The following is a 19,882-nucleotide window of genomic DNA, read 5'->3' as shown; positions in this document are numbered from 1 at the left end:
TGAGGTTAAGGCCGGGTGCATTGCCCGGCCCTTGATTATGCCAAAGCCGCGTTTTCCACGGCCTCCCCGGCGATTTTCGAAAGATAGTCGATTGTTTCGCGTCGGCTGGTCGCCCAATCCTGATCCTCGACAGCCGGCAACAGGCTCGCCGCATACGCCAGTGCCGTCACATCGTCCGCCGGATCACCAAAATAGGCGGGCAGTTCATGCTGGTTATCGATCGCCTGCCGGATGAGCAGCGACACCATGTCTTTTGCTGCCACCGGATTTGCCGGTTCGCGTGCGAGGGCGATTTCCAGATAGTCCTTTGGCTCCCGGGCGTCGGGAATGCGATAGTCATAAAGCCGGGCGAGCCACAAGCCGGGCCTTGCCTCACTGACCGCCTCGTCCATCCAGGCCGCCAGTGCCGGTCGGACAATGTCCTTAAATAGAAGAAAGCGGATCAGCACCTGCGGCCGGGAGAAAGCTTCGGCAGCGCCCACGATCCAGACCGTGAACGAATGGCGCCCTGCGGCATCAAAACCCCGCGCCTCGCGCAGAAACGCATCAAGATCGCGGTTCGCTGCATCCTTGAGGCCGCTCGCAAGATGCCTGCAATAGCCTGCGAAATGCGGCCAGCGCCGGCAGACGTCGGGGTCCACCGATAGTCTCTCAAGATGAACGTGATCGCCATCGACCAGCATGAGGGAAGCTCCTGATCTGACGAGAGATTAGTCGGACATTGCGTGATCGGCAATCTGCTTTGCAGCGCAAAACAACTGATCAATATTTGTGCAGTGCATATTTTATGATCAATTTATGACAATGCAGAATCATGCAAAATTACACTAAACCATTGAATATATACAATTATTCATTCTGGCACACTTCGTGCCTTTAACCTCCCGGTAACCAATAACATTATTACACCAACTTCGGGAGGCTTCATGAAATACATCATTGCGATTGTTAAGCCGCACCGCCTTGATCCCGTAAGGGAAGCTCTCAATGAGCTGGGCATCAACGGGATGACCGTTTCTGAGGTGCAGGGCTATGGCCGTCAGAAAGGCCAGAAAGAAATTTATCGGGGCGCCGAATACGAGGTGCATTTCCTGCCCAAGGTGAAACTTGAAGTCGCCGTCGCGAGCGAGCTCGCCGAGCGTGCCGTCGAGGCTATCAAGTCCGCCGCCCACACCGGCCAGATCGGTGACGGCAAGATTTTCGTCCTTGATCTCGGTCAGGTGGTGCGGATCCGCACCGGCGAAACCGATAGCGAAGCGCTCTAGGAGGGCATGTACAGATGAAATCCTTTATCAAAGCAGCGCTCATGGGCGCCCTTTTCACCAGTCTTGCCACCCTCCCCGCGCAAGCTGCAGTGGACGGCGAGACCCAGTTCCTGTTGAACACCTTCCTCTTCATCATGATGGGTGCGCTCGTCATGTGGATGGCGGCGGGCTTCGCCATGCTCGAGTCCGGCCTTGTCCGGTCGAAGAACGTCGGCGCGATCTGCCTGAAAAACATCAGCCTTTTCTCGGTCGCCTGCATCATGTTCATGCTCTGCGGCTATAACCTTCTCTATGGCATCGACGAGGGCGGCTATCTTGGCACGTTTGCCTTCTGGGCAGCCGATGATAGCGGCGTCCTCGCCGAGGGGGCCGTGATCGAAGGCGGCTATGCTGCGGCTTCGGACTTCTTCTTCCAGGTCGTTTTCGTTGCCACCGCCGCCTCGATCGTCTCCGGCACCATCGCCGAGCGCGTGAAGCTCTTCCCCTTCCTGATCTTCACCGCAATCCTTGCTGCTGTGATCTATCCGGTCCAGGCCAGCTGGGTCTGGGGCCAGGGCTGGCTGACCGCCATGGGCTTCAAGGACTTCGCCGGCTCGACCCTCGTTCACTCCACCGGTGGCTGGGCAGCCCTTGTCGGTGCCGTTCTCCTTGGCGCACGCCGCGGCAAATACGGCGCTGATGGCAAGCCGCGTCCGATGCCCGGTTCGAACCTTACCCTCGCCACGCTCGGGACCTTTATCCTGTGGCTCGGCTGGTTCGGCTTCAACGGCGGTTCGCAGCTCGCTTTCGGCTCCGCTGCTGATGGTGTGGCCGTCTCCAATATCATCCTGAACACCAACATGGCCGCGTGCGGCGGTGTGGTGGCTGCGATGATCGTTACCCGCCTTGTTTACGGCAAGGTGGATCTGTCGATGGTCCTGAACGGCGCCCTTGCCGGCCTCGTCTCGATCACCGCAAGCCCCGATACCCCCACCCTTGGCATCGCCACCCTCATCGGTGCCGTCGGGGGCGTCCTCGTAGTCTTCACTGTCCCCCTCCTCGACAAGCTGAAGATCGATGACGTCGTAGGTGCAATCCCCGTGCACCTTGTCTGCGGGATCTGGGGCACCCTCGCTGTGTCGATCACAGCCGACGTACCGTTCGTAACCCAGCTGATCGGCGTAACCGCCATCGGCGCCTGGGTCGTGGTTGCCAGCCTTGTAGCCTGGCTCGCCCTGAAACTGACCGTCGGCATCCGTCTCTCCCCGGAAGAAGAAGATCTCGGCACCGACATCACCGAACTTGGCCTGGAGGCCTATCCCGAGTTCGGTCGGGGGTCACAGAAGCTGGTCTGATCCGTGGGGGAACGGGTCTGACTGTCGGGGGTCGCGTCGAAAGATGCGGCCCCTTTCATTTTGGGGCTTGCCATGCCCACACATTTAGTGGACGCTATAGTCTAGTTACATGTGGCCCTGGGGAGGAGAGACATGGCACTGGACCCGATTTACGCAAAAGCGCTTGAAGGCAGCATGTGGAGTGTGCCTCAGGATTATGAAACGCTTTTCAACTGGAACTATTCAGACGACCGCAAGGATCTCCTGAACCTTTACGACAAGGGCAAGTCGATGCAGTGGGACACCGAGTCCCGGATCGACTGGTCGCAGGAGCTTACACCCGGCAACCCGCAAGACCTGCCCGAAGAGCTGTTCCCGCTTTACGGTGCCGACTTCTACATGAAAATGTCGAAGGAAGAGCAAGGCGTTTGCCGGTCGCACTGGCAGGCCTGGTCGACAAGCCAGTTCCTGCACGGCGAACAGGGCGCGCTCATCTGCGCTGCCAAGATCGTGCAGAATGTGCCGGATACCGAATCCAAATTCTATGCCGCCACCCAGGTGATGGACGAAGCGCGGCATGTGGAGACCTACAAGAAGCTCGTTGAAAAGATGGGCATCGCCTATCCGATCACCGGCCCCCTGAAGACGCTCCTTGATCAGGTGATCCGCGACAGCCGCTGGGACATGACCTACCTTGGTATGCAGGTGGTGATCGAAGGGCTGGCGCTTGCCGCCTTCGCCGGCATCCGCGACCACGCGAAAAACAATCTGGCCTCTGCCGTCAACGCCTATGTGATGCAGGACGAAGCCCGCCATGTGGCATTCGGTCGACTGGCGCTTCGGGCCTATTATCCTGAACTCACGCAGCATGAGCGCGACGAGCGCGAGGAATTCCTCGTGGAAGCCTGCTACCTGATGAGGGATCGTTTCCAGGGCAATGAGGTTTGGGAAACCATTGGCCTCAATGTGAAGGACTGCGTGAATTATGTGCAGGCCTCGCAAGGCATGCAGATGTTCCGCACCCAGCTTTTCAGCCGCATCGTGCCGGTGGTGAAAGATATTGGCCTTTGGGGCAACCGCATCCAGAAAGCCTATGGCGACATGGGCATCCTTGGCTTCGCCAATGTCAATCTGGACGCCATGTCCGAGAATGACATGAAAGTGGCGGCAGAACATGATGCCCGCCGCCAGCACGTCGAGGATGTGATCGAAATGGGCCGCTCCAGCGCCGCAGAATAGCCTTCAACTGAGCAAGCAGCGACTGACCGCCTGGTCCCACCCGGCGGTCATTTTTTTGCGTGTGCCCGCATCCATCGCTGGCTCGAACCGGCGATCGAGCGTCCAGTTGCGCGTAGCCGCCTCCAGATCGGGCCAGACTCCGGCCCCGATCCCGGCGCAAATCGCAGCCCCAAGCGCGGTGGTCTCCAGTATCTGCGGCCGGTCAACCGTCGCGTCGCAGATATCGGCCAGAAACTGCGCGAACCAGCCGTTTGCCGCCATACCGCCATCGATACGGATTTGCTTCGCGCTCCCTGCGCCGTCAGCCTTCAGCGCAGTTAGAAGATCGTTTGTCTGATAGGCGATGCTTTCAAGCCCCGCCCGCACCAGCTGGTCGGCATTGGTGCCGCGGGTAAGCCCCGAAATCAGCCCGCGCGCGTCCGGCGCCCAGTGCGGTGCGCCGAGCCCCGTGAAGGCCGGCACCAGATAGACCCCGTCGGTCGTCCCGGCTCGCACGGCCGCGGCTTCACTGTCGGCAGAGTTTTCAATGAGACCGATGCCATCACGGAACCATTGGATCACGGTCCCCGCGTTGAAGATGCTGCCTTCGACCGCATAGGCAAGCTTACCTTTCATGCGGCTCGCAACCGTTGACAAAAGCCGGTTCTGGCTCAGCACCATCCGGTCACCCGTATGCTGCAACAGGAAGCATCCAGTGCCATAGGTACTTTTAACCTGCCCCGGCGCGATACAAGCCTGCCCGACCGCAGCGCTTTGCTGATCGCCGATCATTCCGGTGATCGGCAGGCCAGCACCGGGCAATCCATCCGCAACACTGCCGAAGGCGCCGGCGTTATCAACAATTTCGGGCAGCAACTGCCTCGGCACCCCGAACAGCCGGCAGAGCTCCTCCGACCACTCTCCCCCGCGAATATCCATCAGCATGGTGCGCGAGGCATTCGTCGCGTCACTCACATGCAGCTTGCCGCCAGTGAGGCGCCAAGCGAGATAACATTCGATTGTACCGGCGGCGAGCTTGCCAGCCGCTGCCTTCTCCCGCGCGCCCGGCACATGATCCAGCAGCCATGCAATCTTCGTCGCGCTGAAATAGGGATCAAGCAGCAGGCCTGTCTGCTCCTGCACCATTTTGGCGACGGATTTATCTTCCGCGAGCTTTGCGCAAGCTGCCGCTGTGCGCCGGTCCTGCCAGACAATGGCTTTGTGGAGCGGTTCGCCGCTCTCCCGGTTCCAGAGGACAGTGGTTTCGCGCTGGTTGGTGATGCCGATGGCAAGCGGCGCGTAGCCGGCGGCTTTCGCCTTGTCGATCACTTGCCCCAGAACCTTGAGCGTCGCCTGCCATATCTCGCCAGCATCGTGCTCAACCCAACCATTCTGCGGGAAATGCTGCTCAAGCGGAATCTGCGCAACCGCGAGCTCATTGAGGTCAGTGTCGAAAGCAAGGGCACGGGTGCTGGTGGTGCCCTGGTCAATAGCGATAAGGCAGCTCTTCTCGGTCATGATCCCTCCCCCGGAACCGACCGGTCAGGCGTCAGTCCTGCCGGTGCTCTTCATCCCACACGGTAAATTCGTGGGCGATGCTCCATTCAATCAGATGACGATAGATATCTTCAAGATACTGCTGGTTGCCGCCCTCTTCGGCGCCGCAGGCCTTCACCTTGGAGACAACATCCTCGATCCGCCATTCGTCGCGCACGGTGTCGCGGCTGCCCTTGATATGGCCAGCTTGCTCGATATAACCGAGACGCTCGAGCAGCAGCGGAACGATCAGCCGGTCAACACGGTCAATCTCGGTACGGACTTCGGCCATATTGCTGCAGGTCTTCAACGGAGGCATCCTTTTTCAACCACTCAAAGGTGCCGCCTGCTTACCCGGCACAGGCCTGCGGGGCAAGGATCAATCACGGCTCGGGCGCCGATTCCGGTTCGGGTGGCAGATAGCCGAAATAGACGGCAGCCGCGGCCTCGGTCGGGCTCAATGTCGGCAGCAGGCCGATCAGCTCCAGCTGCTCGGGGCTCACCACGCCTTCAATTTTCACCTGCTCGCCCTGCCGCGCCCGGATCAGGCGGCTCATGGTTTGAGCGAGCGGCAAGGTCGCCGGCTGCTGGCTCATCGCCATCAGCATCACCCGCGCAGTATCCATGTTGCCGGACTGCGAGAAAGACCAGGTCAATGCGGCCATCGCTTCGCCGTTCAGGGACGGCTCTTCCTGCGCGATCGCGAACATCTGGCGGGCCGATTCCGCGTCACCCTTGATTTCAAGGAGCTTGCCCGCAATCAGCGCCAAGCTGGGCCGGGGCGGCACTTGACGCAGCCACGGCTCGATTGCCCTGGCCGCCCCTGCAAAATCACCCATCCGCCCGCTCATGTCTGCAAGAGTCTCGGCAACCTGCGGCTCGTCCGGGAAACGAACCCCGAGCGATGCGATATAATTGCGGGCCGCCACCACATCGCCACTACGGAACAGGACCCGTCCAATAGCGAGCCCGGCCCGCCAGTTTGAAGGATCAGCATCAAGAGCCCGGCTATAAAGGTCCAGCGCGTTACCCAGATTGCCGGACCGCTCCATCCCCTCGCCCACTTCATACATGGCCTGCGGGTCGCCCTTGAGGGCCTTTGAAAGCCCCCCCTCGGGTTGTTTCCCGCTCGACTGACCATTGCTCGCGCAGGCAGCAAGAAGCAGGCTTGCCCCCAGGAAAAGCGGCTTCAAAGTGATTCGGATGGATAAAATTGTATCTTTTTTCACGGTCATTTCCGGCCTGTTACCTGGTCCCGAATGGGACAGAATCGATGAAATCGGCCTGAATCCGGCCCCAAACAGGGTTGCCTGTCCGTTAACAATGGCAATTTAGGGCCAAAAGACCTATATTTCCAATGCTGAGTGAACTGCCCAGAAGGGCGGTAGTTTGGAGATGAGAAATGGACATCCAATCGACGGCAGCGACGAGCAACCAGAATGTTGCAACAGCCGGTCGCGCAGGATCGCTTGAATCCGCCGCTGAAGAGCGCAAGACAGTTGAGGATTCTGCGGTTGAACGCAAGGAAGCTGAGCCTTCGGCCAAAGCGCCGGGTGTGGGCGAGCGCGTTGACGTTCAGGCCTGAGGCCTGATCGCTTCCCTATGAAAACAGTAAAGCCTGCAGAATATTCTGCGGGCTCTTTTGGCTTTTCAGTAACGCCCTATCATTTGCGCCCACATCAGGCGCAGCAGGCCACCGGGCCCGATGCGGCCCTCTTCCGGCAGACTGAACATGCCATCTCCTGTGCTCCTGAACCGCCGAATATGGCGCGCGGCAAGCGTTGCGAGGAGGAGCGGCGCACGCTGCGCTTTCGGCACCGCGCGCGCAAGGCGCCGTGCTTCGGTGATATTCGCCTCTGCCGCATCCAGCATCCGGTGGATGACCGGCATCAGCGACGGTGCCATATCGGCATTGATCGTGTTGACGCTGCGGTTCAGTGTGCCTTCAACCTCGGCCCCCGGCAGCAGGCGTGAGGACGCAGCCTTCGCCGTCTGGATTTCAAAAATCATGGCGCGGAGAAGGCCAACCATCGCCCAGGCGTCGCCAGCGGCGCGCGCCGCACGGGCGCCTTCACTGTCCGCCTTTGTGCCAAGCACAATGGCTACGGCCTCATTCAGTTTGCCGCCAACGGCAGCCGTGTAGGCCTGAAGCGCCAAAAAGTCGGCAAGGCCGATCTCGTCAAGGTCGCTGCGGCGTGCCTCGATCAGGCTGAACAGCAGCGGCGCGATGGCTGACAGGTCCTTGACTGTAGCGAGCCCCGTTACCACCGGATGCTCCCTGCCCTCACCGACAATCAGCCCTTCAATCGCTTCCTGCCACCATTGCAGGCGGATTTCGCCGATCATCGGGTCGGACACGCTTTCCCGAGTCTTGGCGATTTCATGGTTGCAGGCGAGAAGGGCGAAAAGCTGTGGCTGCAGGCCGGACGGCGCGAAAAGCGCCATCACATAGCGGTCGTGATCGTGCGATTCCACAAGCGTACGGCAGCTTTCCAGTGCCCCCGCGATATCGCCCGCAGTTTTTTCTTGAAGTATCATACGCTTGAAGCCGAGCCCTTCAGACTTCCTTCTTGAGAAGCCCCTACGTTGGGTTTACCATGGGTCTTCTAATCGTATGTCTAGGGGGACTATTCAATGGGGAAAATTCTGCAGTCATTGCCGAACACGGTCATTACCGGTTTCGTGCTGGCGCTGATCGTACTCGCAGCCGCCACCGGCGGCTTCGCCAATATCGGCTTCGATCACTATACTTTCGCGCGTTATGTCCATGTTCTGGCGGGCGTGATGTGGATCGGGCTTCTGTGGTACTTCAACTTCGTCCAGATTCCGACCATGCCGTCGATCCCGGACGAGCTGAAACCCGCTGTCGGCAAGCATATCGCGCCGGCTGCCCTCTTCTGGTTCCGCTGGGGCGCTATGTTCACGCTCCTGAGCGGCCTGTGGCTTATCGGCCCCTATCTGGTTCAGGCCCTGACGCTTGCCGAAGGCTTCCGCGTCATCGGCATCGGCATGTGGATGGCCATCGTGATGTGGTTCAACGTCTGGTTCGTCATCTGGCCGAACCAGAAAATCGCCCTCGGCATCGTTGAGGCCGATCCGGCCCTGAAGCCGAAAGCAGCCCGCACCGCGATGCTCTTCAGCCGCACCAACACGATGCTGTCGATCCCGATGCTGCTTTGCATGGTCGGCCAGACCCACGGCCTCGCCTTCTGATCTGACAGATAGCAGAGACAAACAAAAGGGCCGGAAATCCGGCCCTTTTTCTTTTGCCTCACGGATAAGCCGGCAAGTCGTGCGGTCGTCCCAGCGCGTCCATCCTGTGCTGTTCGGCCAGCCGGTGATAGTGCGCCGCCATCTTGCGGTTCCGCAGGGTCTCCTCGGGTGTCACGGCGCGCATGAATTTGGCGGGTGATCCGGCCCAAAGTTCCCCCGAACCTACCGTCTTGCCGGGTGTGAGCATCGCGCCCGCCGCCAGCATGCCATCGGTGCAGACGCGGGCATTATCCATCACGATCGCGCTCATCCCCACAAAGGCATGGTCTTCCAGTGTGCAGGCATGCAGCATCACCTTGTGCCCGACGAGCACATCCCGCCCGATGATGGTCGGGTGGGTGCGGGTGCTGACATGGATGACCGTGCCGTCCTGGATATTGGTGCGCTCGCCAATGCGGATATGATTGACGTCACCCCGAAGCACGCAATTGTGCCAGATGCTGACGTTCGCGGCGATTTCAACGTCACCGATCACCTGTGCCCCGTGGAAGACGAAGGCGCTGTCATCCACAACGGGCCAGCGCCCCATATAGGGGGTAAGCCGCCCGCCGCAATCGGTTTCGCGGTACAGGGGCGTCACGGGAACATCGGCGCCTGCATCAGGCCGGTCGTCTCATCCAGCCCGAACATCAGGTTCATATTCTGGATCGCCTGCCCGGATGAGCCCTTGACCAGATTGTCGATGGCGGACACGAGGATCGCCCGGCCCGGCATGCGGTCCTCGAATACACCAAGCGAGCAACGGTTGGAGCCGCGCACCGCACGGGTCGAAGGCATGCCGCCCTTTTCCATCACCTGCACAAACGGCGCGAGGTCGTAAACATCCATCCAGTGGGCGCGCAGGTCATCGGCGCTGACGCCGTCCTTCAGGCGTACATAGATGGTTTCAAGCTCGCCCCGGTTCATCGGCACCAGATGCGGCGTGAAGCTGATGGTCACCGGCTTGCCGGCAGCCACGCCCAGTTCCTGCTCGATTTCCGGCATGTGGCGGTGATGGCCAACGCCGTAGGGATGCATGGCTTCCGCGACTTCCACAAAAAGGTTCGATTCCTTCAGGCTGCGGCCAGCGCCAGAAACACCCGATTTGGCATCGATGATGATATCTTCGGCCTCGATAAGGCCCGCGCGCAACAGCGGCACCAGCGCAAGGAGGGCAGCCGTCGGATAGCAGCCGGGGCACGCCACCAGCGCCCCCTTCTCGACCGCTTCCCGGTACAGTTCCGGCAAGCCGTAAACGGCTTTGGTCTGCAGCTCGGTCGCCTGGTGGGCACGTCCATACCATTCGCCATAGGTTTCGGTGTTGCGTAGCCGGAAATCCGCCGACAGGTCGATCACTTTCACCTCGCCCTGAATACGATCCGCGAGCGAGGACGGGCTTTCGGCCACCAGCTCTTCAAGGATGCTGTGCTTCACCGAATGCAGCAGGCCCTTGATCACTTCCTGGCTCGTCGCATGCGGCAGCGCGCAGAACACCACGTCCAGCTCAACCGCGGGCCATTCGACATCGTCAAGCGAGATCAGGTCCGGCAAGCCGTAGCCGCCAAGGTGCGGGAAAACGGATTCGATCGACTGGCCAGCCTTTCGCTCGGCGGTCAGCAGCACAATCTCTGCATTCGGGTGGCACACGAGCAGCCTGATGAGATCGGCGCCTGTATAGCCGCTGGCACCAAGGACACCGACGCGCAGCTTCTTATCCATTTTCTTGCTCCGTAACTTATATATGGGACAACCGGCCAAATTGGCCGGCCCTTCCCGGGGATTGCTTCTACTCTGGAACCGGTGCCAGCTATGCCGACCCTGTCATTGCCCGTCAGGAAAGATCCGGCGGCAGATTTGCGATGGCTTCTTCAAGCTCGATGAAGGTGCACATCAGGTGGCTCGGCACGGCTCGTCGGCCCAGTTCCACGGAAATCTGCGGGGCGTTGCCCTGCAGGTGGCCTACCAGAATGACCTTCACGAGATTCATGAAGTGGCCGTCCTCGAAAAGGATCTGGTGGTAACGCCCAGCCACGGGCGCGATCATCAGGTACGACAGGAAAATACCGAGGAAGGTACCAACAAGCGCACCGCCCACCATCGCACCAAGGATTTCAACGGGCTCCGAAATGGAGGCCATGGTCTTGATGATACCAAGCACTGCGGCCACGATACCGATTGCCGGCAGGCCGTCGGCCATCGTCTGCAGTGCGTGCTGTGCCTCGTGCTCTTCCTTATGGTGCTTGTCGAGGTCCGCGTTCATCGCGTCTTCCATCTGGTTCGGATCCTCGAAGTTCATCGTCATCATGCGCACATAATCGCAGATGAAATCGACCACATGATGGTCATGCGCGATCTTCGGGAAATTCTGGAAGATTTTCGATTCGTGCGGGTTTTCGATATGGGCTTCAACGGCCACGACGCCCTTGGAGCGGATCGTCTTCACCAGGATGAACATCAGGCACAGGAGGTCTTTATAGTCCTCGGCCTTCCAGGTCGGTCCCTTGATCACCTTGCCGAAGGCTGCGGCACCTTGTTTCATCACGCGGGTCGAGTTGGCGATGATGAAGGCGCCAAGCGACCCACCGAAGATGGTGACAAGTTCGTGGGGGGCTGCGTGAAGGATGATGTCGAACTTGCCGCCGGCCATCATGAAGCCGCCGAACACCATCACAAATACAACAATCAGCCCGATGAACAGAAACATGAATCAGCGCCTGCCCTGAAAATCCGAAATCTGACGGTATCTTACCGTGGTTCGAGGCAGGCGCAAGCCTGTTAACGATTCATATGGCCCGCAGTGGCCTCAGCCCTCGTATTTCACCGAGCAGCCATAAGGCTTGGTGGAGGCCGGATCAGCCGCCTTGCCGGCTTTCACGGCATCCCATGCGGCTTCCACATAATTGTGGGCGCCTTCCAGCGTCTTGATATTGGCCGAAGGCTTGTCGTCGATCGCGCCCATATATTGCAGCACGCCTGCCTCATCGATCAGGAACATATGCGGTGTGGTGCGGGCCTCGTAGGCGCGGCCAATGGTGCCAGCCTCGTCCAGCAGCACATGAGCGGGTGACGCACCACGGTCAGCGGTCAGCTTGTCGGCGGCAGCAGCATCCACATTGCCCTGCGTGCCGGGGGCCGAGGAAATCACGGTCAGCCAGACGGCACCCTTCTCGGCGAATTCGGCCTGCAGCCGCTGCATATTCTCGCCCTCATAATGCTTTTTCACATAGGGGCATTCGTGGTTCGTCCACTCAAGAATCACCGGCTTGCCCTTCAGGTCGGCAAGGCTGATGGTGGCCCCGGTGGTATCCGTCCCGGTGAAAGCAGGCGCGAGCTTGCCCACCTCGGGCGCGGCAAGCGCGGGGAGCGTGAAGGCGGCAATCGACAACAAAACCGGTGCAAAACGGATCATGACAGTCTCTCCTTCGTTGATCAGCTGGTTTGGCGGCCAGCGAGCACATCCTGCAAGCCGCCGGGGGTCAGAATTTCAGGCAGCACAATCGGGTTGCGCACACCTGCAGGGTAGAAAAGATAAAGCGGCACACCGGCCCGGCCATGGGCCGCGAGCACCGCAGCAATTTCAGCATTCCGGTTGGTCCAGTCGCCCTTCACCACCTTGATGCCACGCTCGGCGATCAGTGCCTGCGTGTCGTCGCGGTCAAGCGCCACACGTTCGTTCACCTTGCAGGTGATGCACCAGTCGGCGGTGAAATAGACGAAAACAGGCCCGCCATCGGCGAGTAATCCGTCAAGCGCCGCTGCGCTATAAGCAACCGTGCTATCGCCCTCTGCAACTTTTGGCTCCACCCGTGCGCCGGATGTCCAGACAACAAGCGCAAGGCTGACGGCGCCGGTAGCGAGCGCAAGGCCGCGCACGAAGCCTCTGCTGCCTGTCCGCCAGATCCAGAGCGCGAAGGCAAGAACGAGCATGGCGAGCAAGAGCCCGAAAGTTGCCGGAATACCGGTCTGCTGGCTGAATACATAAACAAGCCAAAGTGCCGTTGCGAACATCGGGAAGGCCAGCGCTTCCTTGAAGACATTCATCCAGGGGCCGGGCTTCGGCAGGCGTTTCATGGCCGCAGGGCTGAAGCACAGCACAAGGAATGGCAGCGCCATGCCAAGACCAAGCATCAGGAAGGTGATGAGTCCGATCGCGGCAGACTGGGTGAGCGCGAAGCCCACAGCCGGCCCCATGAAGGGTGCCGTGCAGGGCGTGGCAACAAGGGTGGCCAGCACGCCGGTGAAATAGGCGCCCTTGGCCCCGCCGGAAGCCGCAAGACCCTGCCCCGCGCCTTCAAGGCCGGTGCTGATATTGACGAGCCCCGCAAGCGACAGCCCCAGCACCAGCATCAGCATGGCCATCAGGGCAACGAAGATCGGCTCCTGCAACTGGAAGCCCCAGCCGATTGCGGCGCCCCCAGCCCGCAGGGCCAGCAAGACGCCTGCAATGCCGAGGAAAGTGGTCAGGATACCAGCCGTGTAGGCCAGCCCTTCTATCCGGTGATGCGCATCGGCCTTGCCCGCGCATTTGGCGAGCGAAAAGGCCTTGAGCGACAGGATCGGGAAGACGCAGGGCATAAGGTTGAGGACGAGGCCACCCAGAAGCGCGAAAAGCGCGGCCTGCCAAAGCGGCATGGCGTCAGCAATCACAGCAGGCGCAGAAGCAGTTTCGGGCGCTGGCGCAGCCGCGAGGTCCGCATCCAGCATCATGGCGAGCGATGTACCGTCGACAAGCGACAGCGTGAGGATGCCCCTGCCCGTTTCAGGGCGCGGTGCGCCGGCGCTGCGCTGCAGGGTTAGCGTCAAGCCTTCGGCTCCTGCCTTGAACGTTTGCGGGGCGGCATAATCCACCACACCTTCGCTGGCAGGATAGAAATAAGCGTCGGTGACCTCGGCCGCTTCTTCCTCGCTCATCATCACGGTCAGGATTGTGGCGGTATCGCCTTCAAGGGCAACGCGGCTATCCCACCATGCGGGCTCAGGGAGTTTGCTTTCGGCTGTACGGATTGTTGCGGCATCGACGCCCTGCACCGTCGATGCGCCAACCGGCAACGTGATATCGAAGCGGCCCATTTGCGGCACACACTCGATTTCGCACACCAGCCATTCAGCATCGAGGCCGATCTTCACCTCGCTGCCGGCAAATTCCTTCGGCACCGCGAGCGTCATCAGGATGGTGGCTTCGCCGTCATAGCCATAATTCATCAGGGGCCCGACCGGCAGCTTGCCGGGCACCGGATAATCGGGTGCGGAAACCGTGACGCCTTCGGGCAGGCCCCAGTCCAGGATGGTCGTCTGGCCGCTGTCGCCGGGATTGAGCCAATAGCTATGCCAGTGGTCGCGCGGCGCGATCCGGAAACCAAGCCGCACTGCATCGCCGGGCGCCACGCTATCGGCGGCGGTCAGGAGGGTTGCGCTGCTGTGGCTTTCGGCGAGCGAAACTTCAGCACCAAGCGCCGACGGTGCGCCCCCCGCCAGCACAGCCAAAGCCAACAGTGATTTCCTGAAACCGGCAAACATCCGCTCAACAACTCCCCTTGGCGATTGACGTTCGGTTTTCTCTCTTACCGTGCAGCAGGCCCCACGGTCACCTCACATATGTGTCAGTCCTTGGTGAGAGGCAATAACAGAACCGCGCGGAAGTCATTGATATTGGTGCCGCTTGCCGCCTCCGGGATCTGGGTTCCAAGGGCCGCCAGAAAATCGAGGCTCGCATAGGCCTTCAGGCTGGCAATTGGATCAAGGCTCTTCGCACGGGCGTCCGCCAGACTTTCAGGTGTGAACCAGCCACCAGCGCCGCCGCCGATGCCGTCGCAGCCGTCTGTATCGAAGGCGACACCAAAGATGCCGCCTGCCTCCTCCAATGCCACCATCAGGCTCAGTGCATAATCCTGATTGGGGCCACCCGCACCGGCATGCTCCGGCAAAGTTGACGTCACCTCCCCGCCCGAGATAACGAGCGCCGGCTTGGTGATTTCAGCCTGCAAAGCACGAAACTTTGCTGCATGGTCCCTCACCACCACACGTACATCGCCTGTGACCGCATCACCCCAATCGATCACATCCCAGCCTTGCGCGGTGGCATAGGCCGTGGCGGCATCAAGCCCGGTGCGGCCACTGCCAATCAGCTCGTAGCGGGCCGACTTGTCATCATGGCCAAGCCATGTGGAGCCGGAGGCGATGGTAGCCGGATCGTCGCCGACGACATCCGACAAGGCCAGCGTGACAATTTCCCGCGCCCTGTGCGCCGCACGGGCAAGCCCGCCGCCCTTGAGACGGGACATCTGCCGCCGCTTGGCGTTGATTTCGTCAATCGGTGCGCCCGAGGCCAGAAGGGCCTTCACCGCTGCCTGCTTGTCGGCAAGCGTCACGCCGTGGGCAGGGGCAACCGCAAGTGCCGAACCGCCGCCCGACAATAGCACAAGGAACAGGTCATCGGGGCCAGCCCCTGCCGCAACCTGAAGTGCTGCCTCACCCGCCGCCAGCGAGCGCTCGTCCGGCACCGGATGCGACCCCGGCATGAAGCGAAGACGCGAAGGCAACCAGCCCTCGTCTGATTTCGCGATAACGACGCCAGAAACATCCCTGTGCCCGGCATAGGCTTCTTCCGCCGCCCGCGCCATGCGCACCGCTGCCTTGCCAAGCGCGACGATCCGGATGCCAGCAAAGGCGTTGTCGTCCGGCAGGTTCGCTGCGGTCAGGCGACCGGGTTCCGCCGCGGAGGTCACAGTTTTATAAAGCGCCCGTACATGCGCGGGCCAATCGACCGGCTGATCAGGCATCTTCGATTTTCACATAGACATCCTTGTCGGTGTCGATGGCATCGATGCTGAGGCTGTTCAGGGGAAGCTTCAGGCTGGCAAGGCGCTGCAGCAAAAGCTCGGTCAGGGCCAGTTTCTGCTCGGTCGTCCGGCCCTTATACAGGTGCACGGTCACATGCATGAAATTGCCTTCCTTGCCGCCGACAAGGGCATGATCAACCGGCACCGCACGTGTCTTGATCGATGACGCAGTGAAAAGCCCGCTTTCCATGGCGCTGTCGTGCAGCAGGCGCACCACCGCCTTGATATCGGCCGATTGCTCGATTTCCCGTGAATATTCAGCAATGAGATGCGGCACGGCGCCTTCCTTCCCTATAGTATTCTGACTGGTGCTTTCTTATAAGCGGCGCTGGATGGCTAATCAAACGGTTGCGGATCAAATGGTTGCAGAGGCGAGAAGTGGCAAGCGCGTTGCCGTGGTCGGGGCTGGCCCCGCCGGACTGATGGCTGCCGAAATGCTGGCAAGTGCCGGCCATCTCGTCACCATTTATGACGCCAAGCCGTCCGCCGGCCGCAAATTCCTGATGGCGGGCAAAAGCGGGCTCAACATCACCCACAGCGAACCCTATGAAAGCTTCACCACACGCTTCGCAGAAGCCGGCGACTGGCTGAAACCGGCCCTAGATGCCTTCACGCCGTCGGACCTGATCGCTTGGTGCAATGGGCTGGGCGTTGAAACTTTTGTCGGCTCCTCCGGCCGCGTCTTTCCTATCGTCATGAAGGGCGCCCCGCTCCTGCGCGTCTGGCTCGCACAGTTGCGTGACCTCGGTGTTGATTTCCAGTTCCGGCACGCATTCACCGGGTGGTCAGGCGACGGGCGGCTGATCTTCAGCACACCCCATGGCGACAGGCAGGTAAGTGCCGCCGCGACCGTCCTAGCCATGGGTGGCGCCAGCTGGCCACGGCTTGGGTCGGACGGCGCATGGGCCAAGCTATTGCCCGATGCCGTCGCGCCCTTCCGCCCAGCCAATTGCGGTTTTACCGTTGATTGGGATCCTGGCTTTATCGCGCGGTTTGCGGGTGAACCGGTCAAACCGGTGCGTCTCGGCGTGGGCGACACCAGTGTGCGCGGTGAATTTGTGGTGAGCGAGCGGGGGATAGAGGGCAGCGCCATCTATGCGGTCTCCGCCGCCTTGCGTGATGCGATCGAACGAAACCCGGCAACGCCTCTGCTGCTGGACCTTGCGCCCGACCGCAGCGAGGATGCCCTCAGGCAAGCCCTCGGTCGGCGATCTTCCAAGAAATCGCTTTCCTCGTTCCTTCAGGGCTCGCTCGGCCTGTCGCCGGTCAAGCTTGGCCTCCTGAAGATGCTTACTTCAAAGGACACCATGCAGGATGCAGTGCAGCTCGCGCGCCTCATCAAGGCCCTGCCCCTGCATGTTACCGGCACGCGCCCGATTGCCGAGGCAATCAGCGTAGCAGGCGGCATCCGGCGAGATGCGCTTGATGAAAACTATATGCTGATGGTGAGGCCCGGCGTGTTCGCAGCGGGCGAGATGCTCGATTGGGAGGCACCAACGGGCGGCTACCTGCTGACGGCCTCGATGGCCACCGGCAGGGCCGCCGGGTCTGGTGCGGTCAGGTGGCTCAGTCAGCCACCGTCACGGTGATCTGCTGGGAATAGACCGGCGGATCGTGCGGGATATGGTTCTGGTCTGCCAGAAGCAGCTGCAGCGTATGCTTGCCAGCCGGCAGCGTCACCGTCACCTCGGTTTGCCCGCCACCGAAATGGACATGGTTTTCATCCATCGGAATATTCTCGTCGAACGGCGGCAAAGGCGCATCGATGATCAGGTGATGGTGGCCCGTACCTTCCTTTTCAATGCCTGCAGGCGCCACGCCCATGCCCGAAAGGCCGAAGCGCACCACAAAGGTGCTGGCAACCTTGTCGCCGTCAGCGGGCGAAATGAAATAGACCTTCGCATCCGGCTTCGAGGGCGTCCTGTCGCTTGCCGCCACGGAACCAAAGGCCAAGCCCGCGACGATGGAGCCGAGCACGATTTTACCAAGAACATTCATCTTATTCGTCTTTCCTCAGATTTTTAACTCAGGCCTCAGGCGGCCATGGTCGGGTCTTCCCCATATTCATTGGGGCCAGGAGTGCCGGGCAATGCCAGCAGGATGATCACGGCGATCCAGCCAACGACCGGCACAAAAGACAGAAGCAGCCACCAGCCGCTTTTGCCGGTATCCTGCAGCCGGCGGATACCGACAGTGATTGTGGGCACCAGCGTCGCGATGCTGAACAGCCAGTGCAGCGCGCTTGAAACCAGCGACAGCACAATGCTGGCTACAAAGCAGAAAAGATAGAACCACCAGGCTTCCGAGCGACGGGCACGGCCCTCGATCACCAGAAATTTGTTGAAGCAGGTTTGCAGCGATGTCTTGAAATCCATCCTCGTTCCCCCGAGAAAATGTTGCAGCTTCAAGCCTCTCACGAAATGTGGGCGGCTTCAAGGAAAGGCGGAGGAAAGGTTATCCCCTCCTCCGCCCATTGCCTATTCGGCGGCGGCTTCCTTGCCCTTCAGATACTGGTCAAGGAAGGTGACATAGCGTTCAGATGCCGCCACGCGGTTTTCCTTGCGCAGGAAGCCGTGCCCTTCATCCGGGAACAGCAGATAATCCACCGGCACACCATTGGCGCGCACAGCCGCCACCAGTTCGTCGCTTTCCACCTGCAGCACGCGGGGGTCATTGGCCCCCTGCACCACCAGAAGCGGTTTGGTGATATTGGCGGCATGGAACAGGGGCGAGATGCGGCGGTGGCGTTCCTCGTCAGTCGCCGGATCACCCATCTCGTCATAAAGGGCTTCCTTGAAGCTCTCCCACCACGGCGGGATCGATTTCAACGTACGTACCCAGTTGGTGACACCGAAGATGTTGATGCCTGCATCGAACGCATCGGGCTCAAACGCGAGGGCCGCTGCCACCATGAAGCCGCCGTAGGAGCCGCCAACAATGGCAACGCGGTCACCATCAACCCAGTCGAGGCTTTCCAGATATTTGCGGCCCCAGACGATATCCTGCAGGTCGCCCTCACCGTGGCGCTTGTCATCCATATGGAAGAAGCTCTTGCCGTAGCCCGACGATCCCCGATTGTTGGCACCAAGTACCGCATAGCCATGATTGACCAGATGCTGGATCATGCCGCTGTAGCCGACCCGCGTTTGGCCGCCCGGCCCGCCATGGACGAACACGATGGCCGGCACCTTGTTTTCGGCGCTCGCCTGTTGCGGCTTGTAAAGGATCGACGGAATTTCGGTTCCGTCGAAGCTTGCATAGCGAACGACCGTCGGCTCCACCAGATGGGACGGGTCCACCGCCGGGTTCATGGCGTGGGTCAGCACCTTCGCCTCACCGGTTGCCAGATCGGCGACATAGAGATCGCGCGGCGATTTGGCGCTATCCACCATGAAGGCAATGCGGCTGTCGTCCTTCGAGAAGCGCACACTGGCAAGGTCACCTGCCGGCAAGCCGCTCAGGGCAATCTTTTCACCGGTCGCGATATTTTCGACCGTCACGCGGGTCACTGCATCTTCGTTGATGCCACTGTAGCGATAGGCGCCGGTGGCGGAGAAATCGACGAAGGAAACATCCCAGTCGGCGGCGATATAGGGTGCCTTCTCGCCAGTCGCGAGATCGTAGGACCAGGCCTCGTTCCACTCGCCGTGTTCGTCGGTGGCGTAAATGAGTTTCGCGCTATCGGGCGTGAAGGCATAAACGCCATAGCTGATATTGCCTTCATGCTCGCTGATCAGTTTCAGCTCGGGCTTTTCAGCCGTCAGGTCCGCCACCAGAATATCGGAATCGGCACTGGTCCGCGGTCGGGTGAAGGCCAGCCAGCGACCGTCGCGGCTCATCGCCGAGACATCAAGCGCATCGTCATTCTGGAACACAAGCGTGCGGGCATAGTCGCTCGCAGCATAGCGGTAAAGGTCAAATGCCTTGGGGTCGCGCTCGTTGGTCAGCACATAGAAGGCGCTGCCATCAGCGGACCAGCCTCCGAACGACGCCTTGGTGTTTTCGGTTGCTGTCAGGTCCTTGACGCTGCCGTCTTCCTCGCGGACCCAGATATGGTCAAGCTCGTCGCCGCCCTTGTCGGCATGGAAAAGGATGCGTCCGTCCGCCGGGAAATAGCTGTCGGCAAAGTGTGAGTTGCCCTCGGGTGTCGTCAGCCGCTCCTGCGTGCCCGAGGCAATATCGACGGCATAAACCGAGAAAGCGCCGCTTTCGTCGCTGGTCATCAGCACTTTGCTGCCATCGGGCGAGAAGGCAAAGCCAGCCGGGGCTGCTGCCACCACTGCCGTGCTTTTAAAGAGTTCTTCCGCCGTATAGGTGCGGAAGGGTGCAGCCACTTCAGCCGGCGCTTCGGGTTTGGCGTCCGGCGCCTTGGGCGCGTCCGGCTTGTCGCAACCGGCAAGCATGCCGGCGAGTGCTGCGGTGATCACAAGATAACGCATGAGTCCGACCCCCATCATCA

General features: G+C 60.7%; 21 protein-coding genes. 6 read left to right on the top strand and 15 right to left on the bottom strand.

Annotation, left to right across the window (positions count from 1 at the left end):
• Positions 1-35 precede the first annotated feature (35 nt).
• Positions 36-683: a hypothetical protein gene (locus PH603_RS09895; protein ID WP_289502302.1), complete on the bottom strand. Its 648-nt coding sequence runs from the start codon at positions 681-683 to the stop codon at positions 36-38.
• Positions 684-926: 243 nt separating this feature from the next.
• On the opposite strand from PH603_RS09895, the gene PH603_RS09890 reads away from it, so the two are divergent.
• From PH603_RS09890 to PH603_RS09880, 3 genes are all read left to right on the top strand, one after another.
• A complete protein-coding gene (locus tag PH603_RS09890) occupies positions 927-1,265 on the top strand; it encodes a P-II family nitrogen regulator (RefSeq protein WP_289502301.1) in 339 nt (112 codons plus the stop codon).
• A 14-nt stretch (positions 1,266-1,279) separates the two neighbouring features.
• The gene (gene amt, locus PH603_RS09885; protein WP_289502299.1) at positions 1,280-2,599 is read left to right on the top strand and encodes an ammonium transporter; all 1,320 of its coding nucleotides are present in this window, start codon (positions 1,280-1,282) and stop codon (positions 2,597-2,599) included.
• A 132-nt stretch (positions 2,600-2,731) separates the two neighbouring features.
• Complete coding sequence (locus tag PH603_RS09880; RefSeq protein WP_289502297.1) at positions 2,732-3,817, top strand: ferritin-like domain-containing protein; 1,086 nt, start codon at positions 2,732-2,734, stop codon at positions 3,815-3,817.
• A gap of 3 nt (positions 3,818-3,820) precedes the next feature.
• Here PH603_RS09880 and glpK read toward each other — a convergent pair whose 3' ends face one another.
• The 3 genes from glpK to PH603_RS09865 form a co-directional block, all read right to left on the bottom strand.
• Positions 3,821-5,314, bottom strand: a complete 1,494-nt coding sequence (gene glpK / locus PH603_RS09875; protein ID WP_289502295.1) for a glycerol kinase GlpK — start codon at positions 5,312-5,314, stop codon at positions 3,821-3,823.
• Positions 5,315-5,345: 31 nt separating this feature from the next.
• Complete coding sequence (locus tag PH603_RS09870; RefSeq protein WP_289502293.1) at positions 5,346-5,642, bottom strand: chorismate mutase; 297 nt, start codon at positions 5,640-5,642, stop codon at positions 5,346-5,348.
• A gap of 73 nt (positions 5,643-5,715) precedes the next feature.
• Positions 5,716-6,561, bottom strand: coding sequence for a tetratricopeptide repeat protein (locus PH603_RS09865; protein ID WP_289502292.1), 846 nt, complete (start codon positions 6,559-6,561; stop codon positions 5,716-5,718).
• 173 nt (positions 6,562-6,734) lie between these two features.
• On the opposite strand from PH603_RS09865, the gene PH603_RS09860 reads away from it, so the two are divergent.
• Positions 6,735-6,917: a hypothetical protein gene (locus PH603_RS09860; protein WP_289502290.1), complete on the top strand. Its 183-nt coding sequence runs from the start codon at positions 6,735-6,737 to the stop codon at positions 6,915-6,917.
• Between the two features lie 65 nt (positions 6,918-6,982).
• Here PH603_RS09860 and PH603_RS09855 read toward each other — a convergent pair whose 3' ends face one another.
• Complete coding sequence (locus tag PH603_RS09855; protein ID WP_289502288.1) at positions 6,983-7,870, bottom strand: squalene/phytoene synthase family protein; 888 nt, start codon at positions 7,868-7,870, stop codon at positions 6,983-6,985.
• Between the two features lie 96 nt (positions 7,871-7,966).
• Between PH603_RS09855 and PH603_RS09850 the strand changes: the two genes are divergently transcribed.
• The gene (locus PH603_RS09850) at positions 7,967-8,545 is read left to right on the top strand and encodes a urate hydroxylase PuuD (RefSeq protein ID WP_289502286.1); all 579 of its coding nucleotides are present in this window, start codon (positions 7,967-7,969) and stop codon (positions 8,543-8,545) included.
• Between the two features lie 58 nt (positions 8,546-8,603).
• Here PH603_RS09850 and PH603_RS09845 read toward each other — a convergent pair whose 3' ends face one another.
• The 7 genes from PH603_RS09845 to PH603_RS09815 form a co-directional block, all read right to left on the bottom strand.
• The gene (locus tag PH603_RS09845) at positions 8,604-9,134 is read right to left on the bottom strand and encodes a gamma carbonic anhydrase family protein (protein WP_353507400.1); all 531 of its coding nucleotides are present in this window, start codon (positions 9,132-9,134) and stop codon (positions 8,604-8,606) included.
• A 47-nt stretch (positions 9,135-9,181) separates the two neighbouring features.
• On the bottom strand, positions 9,182-10,303 hold the full coding sequence (argC, locus tag PH603_RS09840; RefSeq protein WP_289502282.1) for an N-acetyl-gamma-glutamyl-phosphate reductase: 1,122 nt from the start codon (positions 10,301-10,303) through the stop codon (positions 9,182-9,184).
• Positions 10,304-10,415: 112 nt separating this feature from the next.
• Positions 10,416-11,288 carry a flagellar motor stator protein MotA gene (motA, locus tag PH603_RS09835; protein ID WP_289502281.1) on the bottom strand — a complete coding sequence of 291 codons (873 nt, stop codon included), beginning with the start codon at positions 11,286-11,288 and terminating at the stop codon, positions 10,416-10,418.
• Between the two features lie 99 nt (positions 11,289-11,387).
• A complete protein-coding gene (locus PH603_RS09830; protein WP_289502280.1) occupies positions 11,388-11,993 on the bottom strand; it encodes a thioredoxin family protein in 606 nt (201 codons plus the stop codon).
• A 20-nt stretch (positions 11,994-12,013) separates the two neighbouring features.
• Positions 12,014-14,074 carry a protein-disulfide reductase DsbD family protein gene (locus tag PH603_RS09825; protein ID WP_289502279.1) on the bottom strand — a complete coding sequence of 687 codons (2,061 nt, stop codon included), beginning with the start codon at positions 14,072-14,074 and terminating at the stop codon, positions 12,014-12,016.
• A gap of 110 nt (positions 14,075-14,184) precedes the next feature.
• Positions 14,185-15,363 carry a glycerate kinase type-2 family protein gene (locus PH603_RS09820; protein WP_289502278.1) on the bottom strand — a complete coding sequence of 393 codons (1,179 nt, stop codon included), beginning with the start codon at positions 15,361-15,363 and terminating at the stop codon, positions 14,185-14,187.
• On the bottom strand, positions 15,356-15,700 hold the full coding sequence (locus PH603_RS09815; protein ID WP_289502277.1) for a 5-carboxymethyl-2-hydroxymuconate Delta-isomerase: 345 nt from the start codon (positions 15,698-15,700) through the stop codon (positions 15,356-15,358). The genes PH603_RS09820 and PH603_RS09815 overlap by 8 nt, the downstream gene beginning before the upstream one ends.
• 55 nt (positions 15,701-15,755) lie before the next feature.
• Between PH603_RS09815 and PH603_RS09810 the strand changes: the two genes are divergently transcribed.
• On the top strand, positions 15,756-17,012 hold the full coding sequence (locus PH603_RS09810) for a BaiN/RdsA family NAD(P)/FAD-dependent oxidoreductase (RefSeq protein ID WP_289502276.1): 1,257 nt from the start codon (positions 15,756-15,758) through the stop codon (positions 17,010-17,012).
• On the opposite strand, the gene PH603_RS09805 is transcribed toward PH603_RS09810, so the two are convergent.
• The 3 genes from PH603_RS09805 to PH603_RS09795 form a co-directional block, all read right to left on the bottom strand.
• Positions 16,990-17,421: a DUF4399 domain-containing protein gene (locus PH603_RS09805; RefSeq protein WP_289502274.1), complete on the bottom strand. Its 432-nt coding sequence runs from the start codon at positions 17,419-17,421 to the stop codon at positions 16,990-16,992. The genes PH603_RS09810 and PH603_RS09805 overlap by 23 nt on opposite strands.
• Before the next feature lie 35 nt (positions 17,422-17,456).
• Positions 17,457-17,798: a DUF805 domain-containing protein gene (locus tag PH603_RS09800; RefSeq protein WP_289502273.1), complete on the bottom strand. Its 342-nt coding sequence runs from the start codon at positions 17,796-17,798 to the stop codon at positions 17,457-17,459.
• Positions 17,799-17,900: 102 nt separating this feature from the next.
• Complete coding sequence (locus PH603_RS09795; protein ID WP_289502272.1) at positions 17,901-19,862, bottom strand: S9 family peptidase; 1,962 nt, start codon at positions 19,860-19,862, stop codon at positions 17,901-17,903.
• Positions 19,863-19,882: the final 20 nt, after the last annotated feature.

This window comes from Gimibacter soli, from assembly GCF_028463845.1.
Lineage (GTDB): Bacteria > Pseudomonadota > Alphaproteobacteria > Sphingomonadales > Kordiimonadaceae > Gimibacter > Gimibacter soli.
The sequence above is the reverse complement of the archived record's forward strand: the minus strand, read 5'-3'. Positions and strand labels throughout refer to the sequence as shown.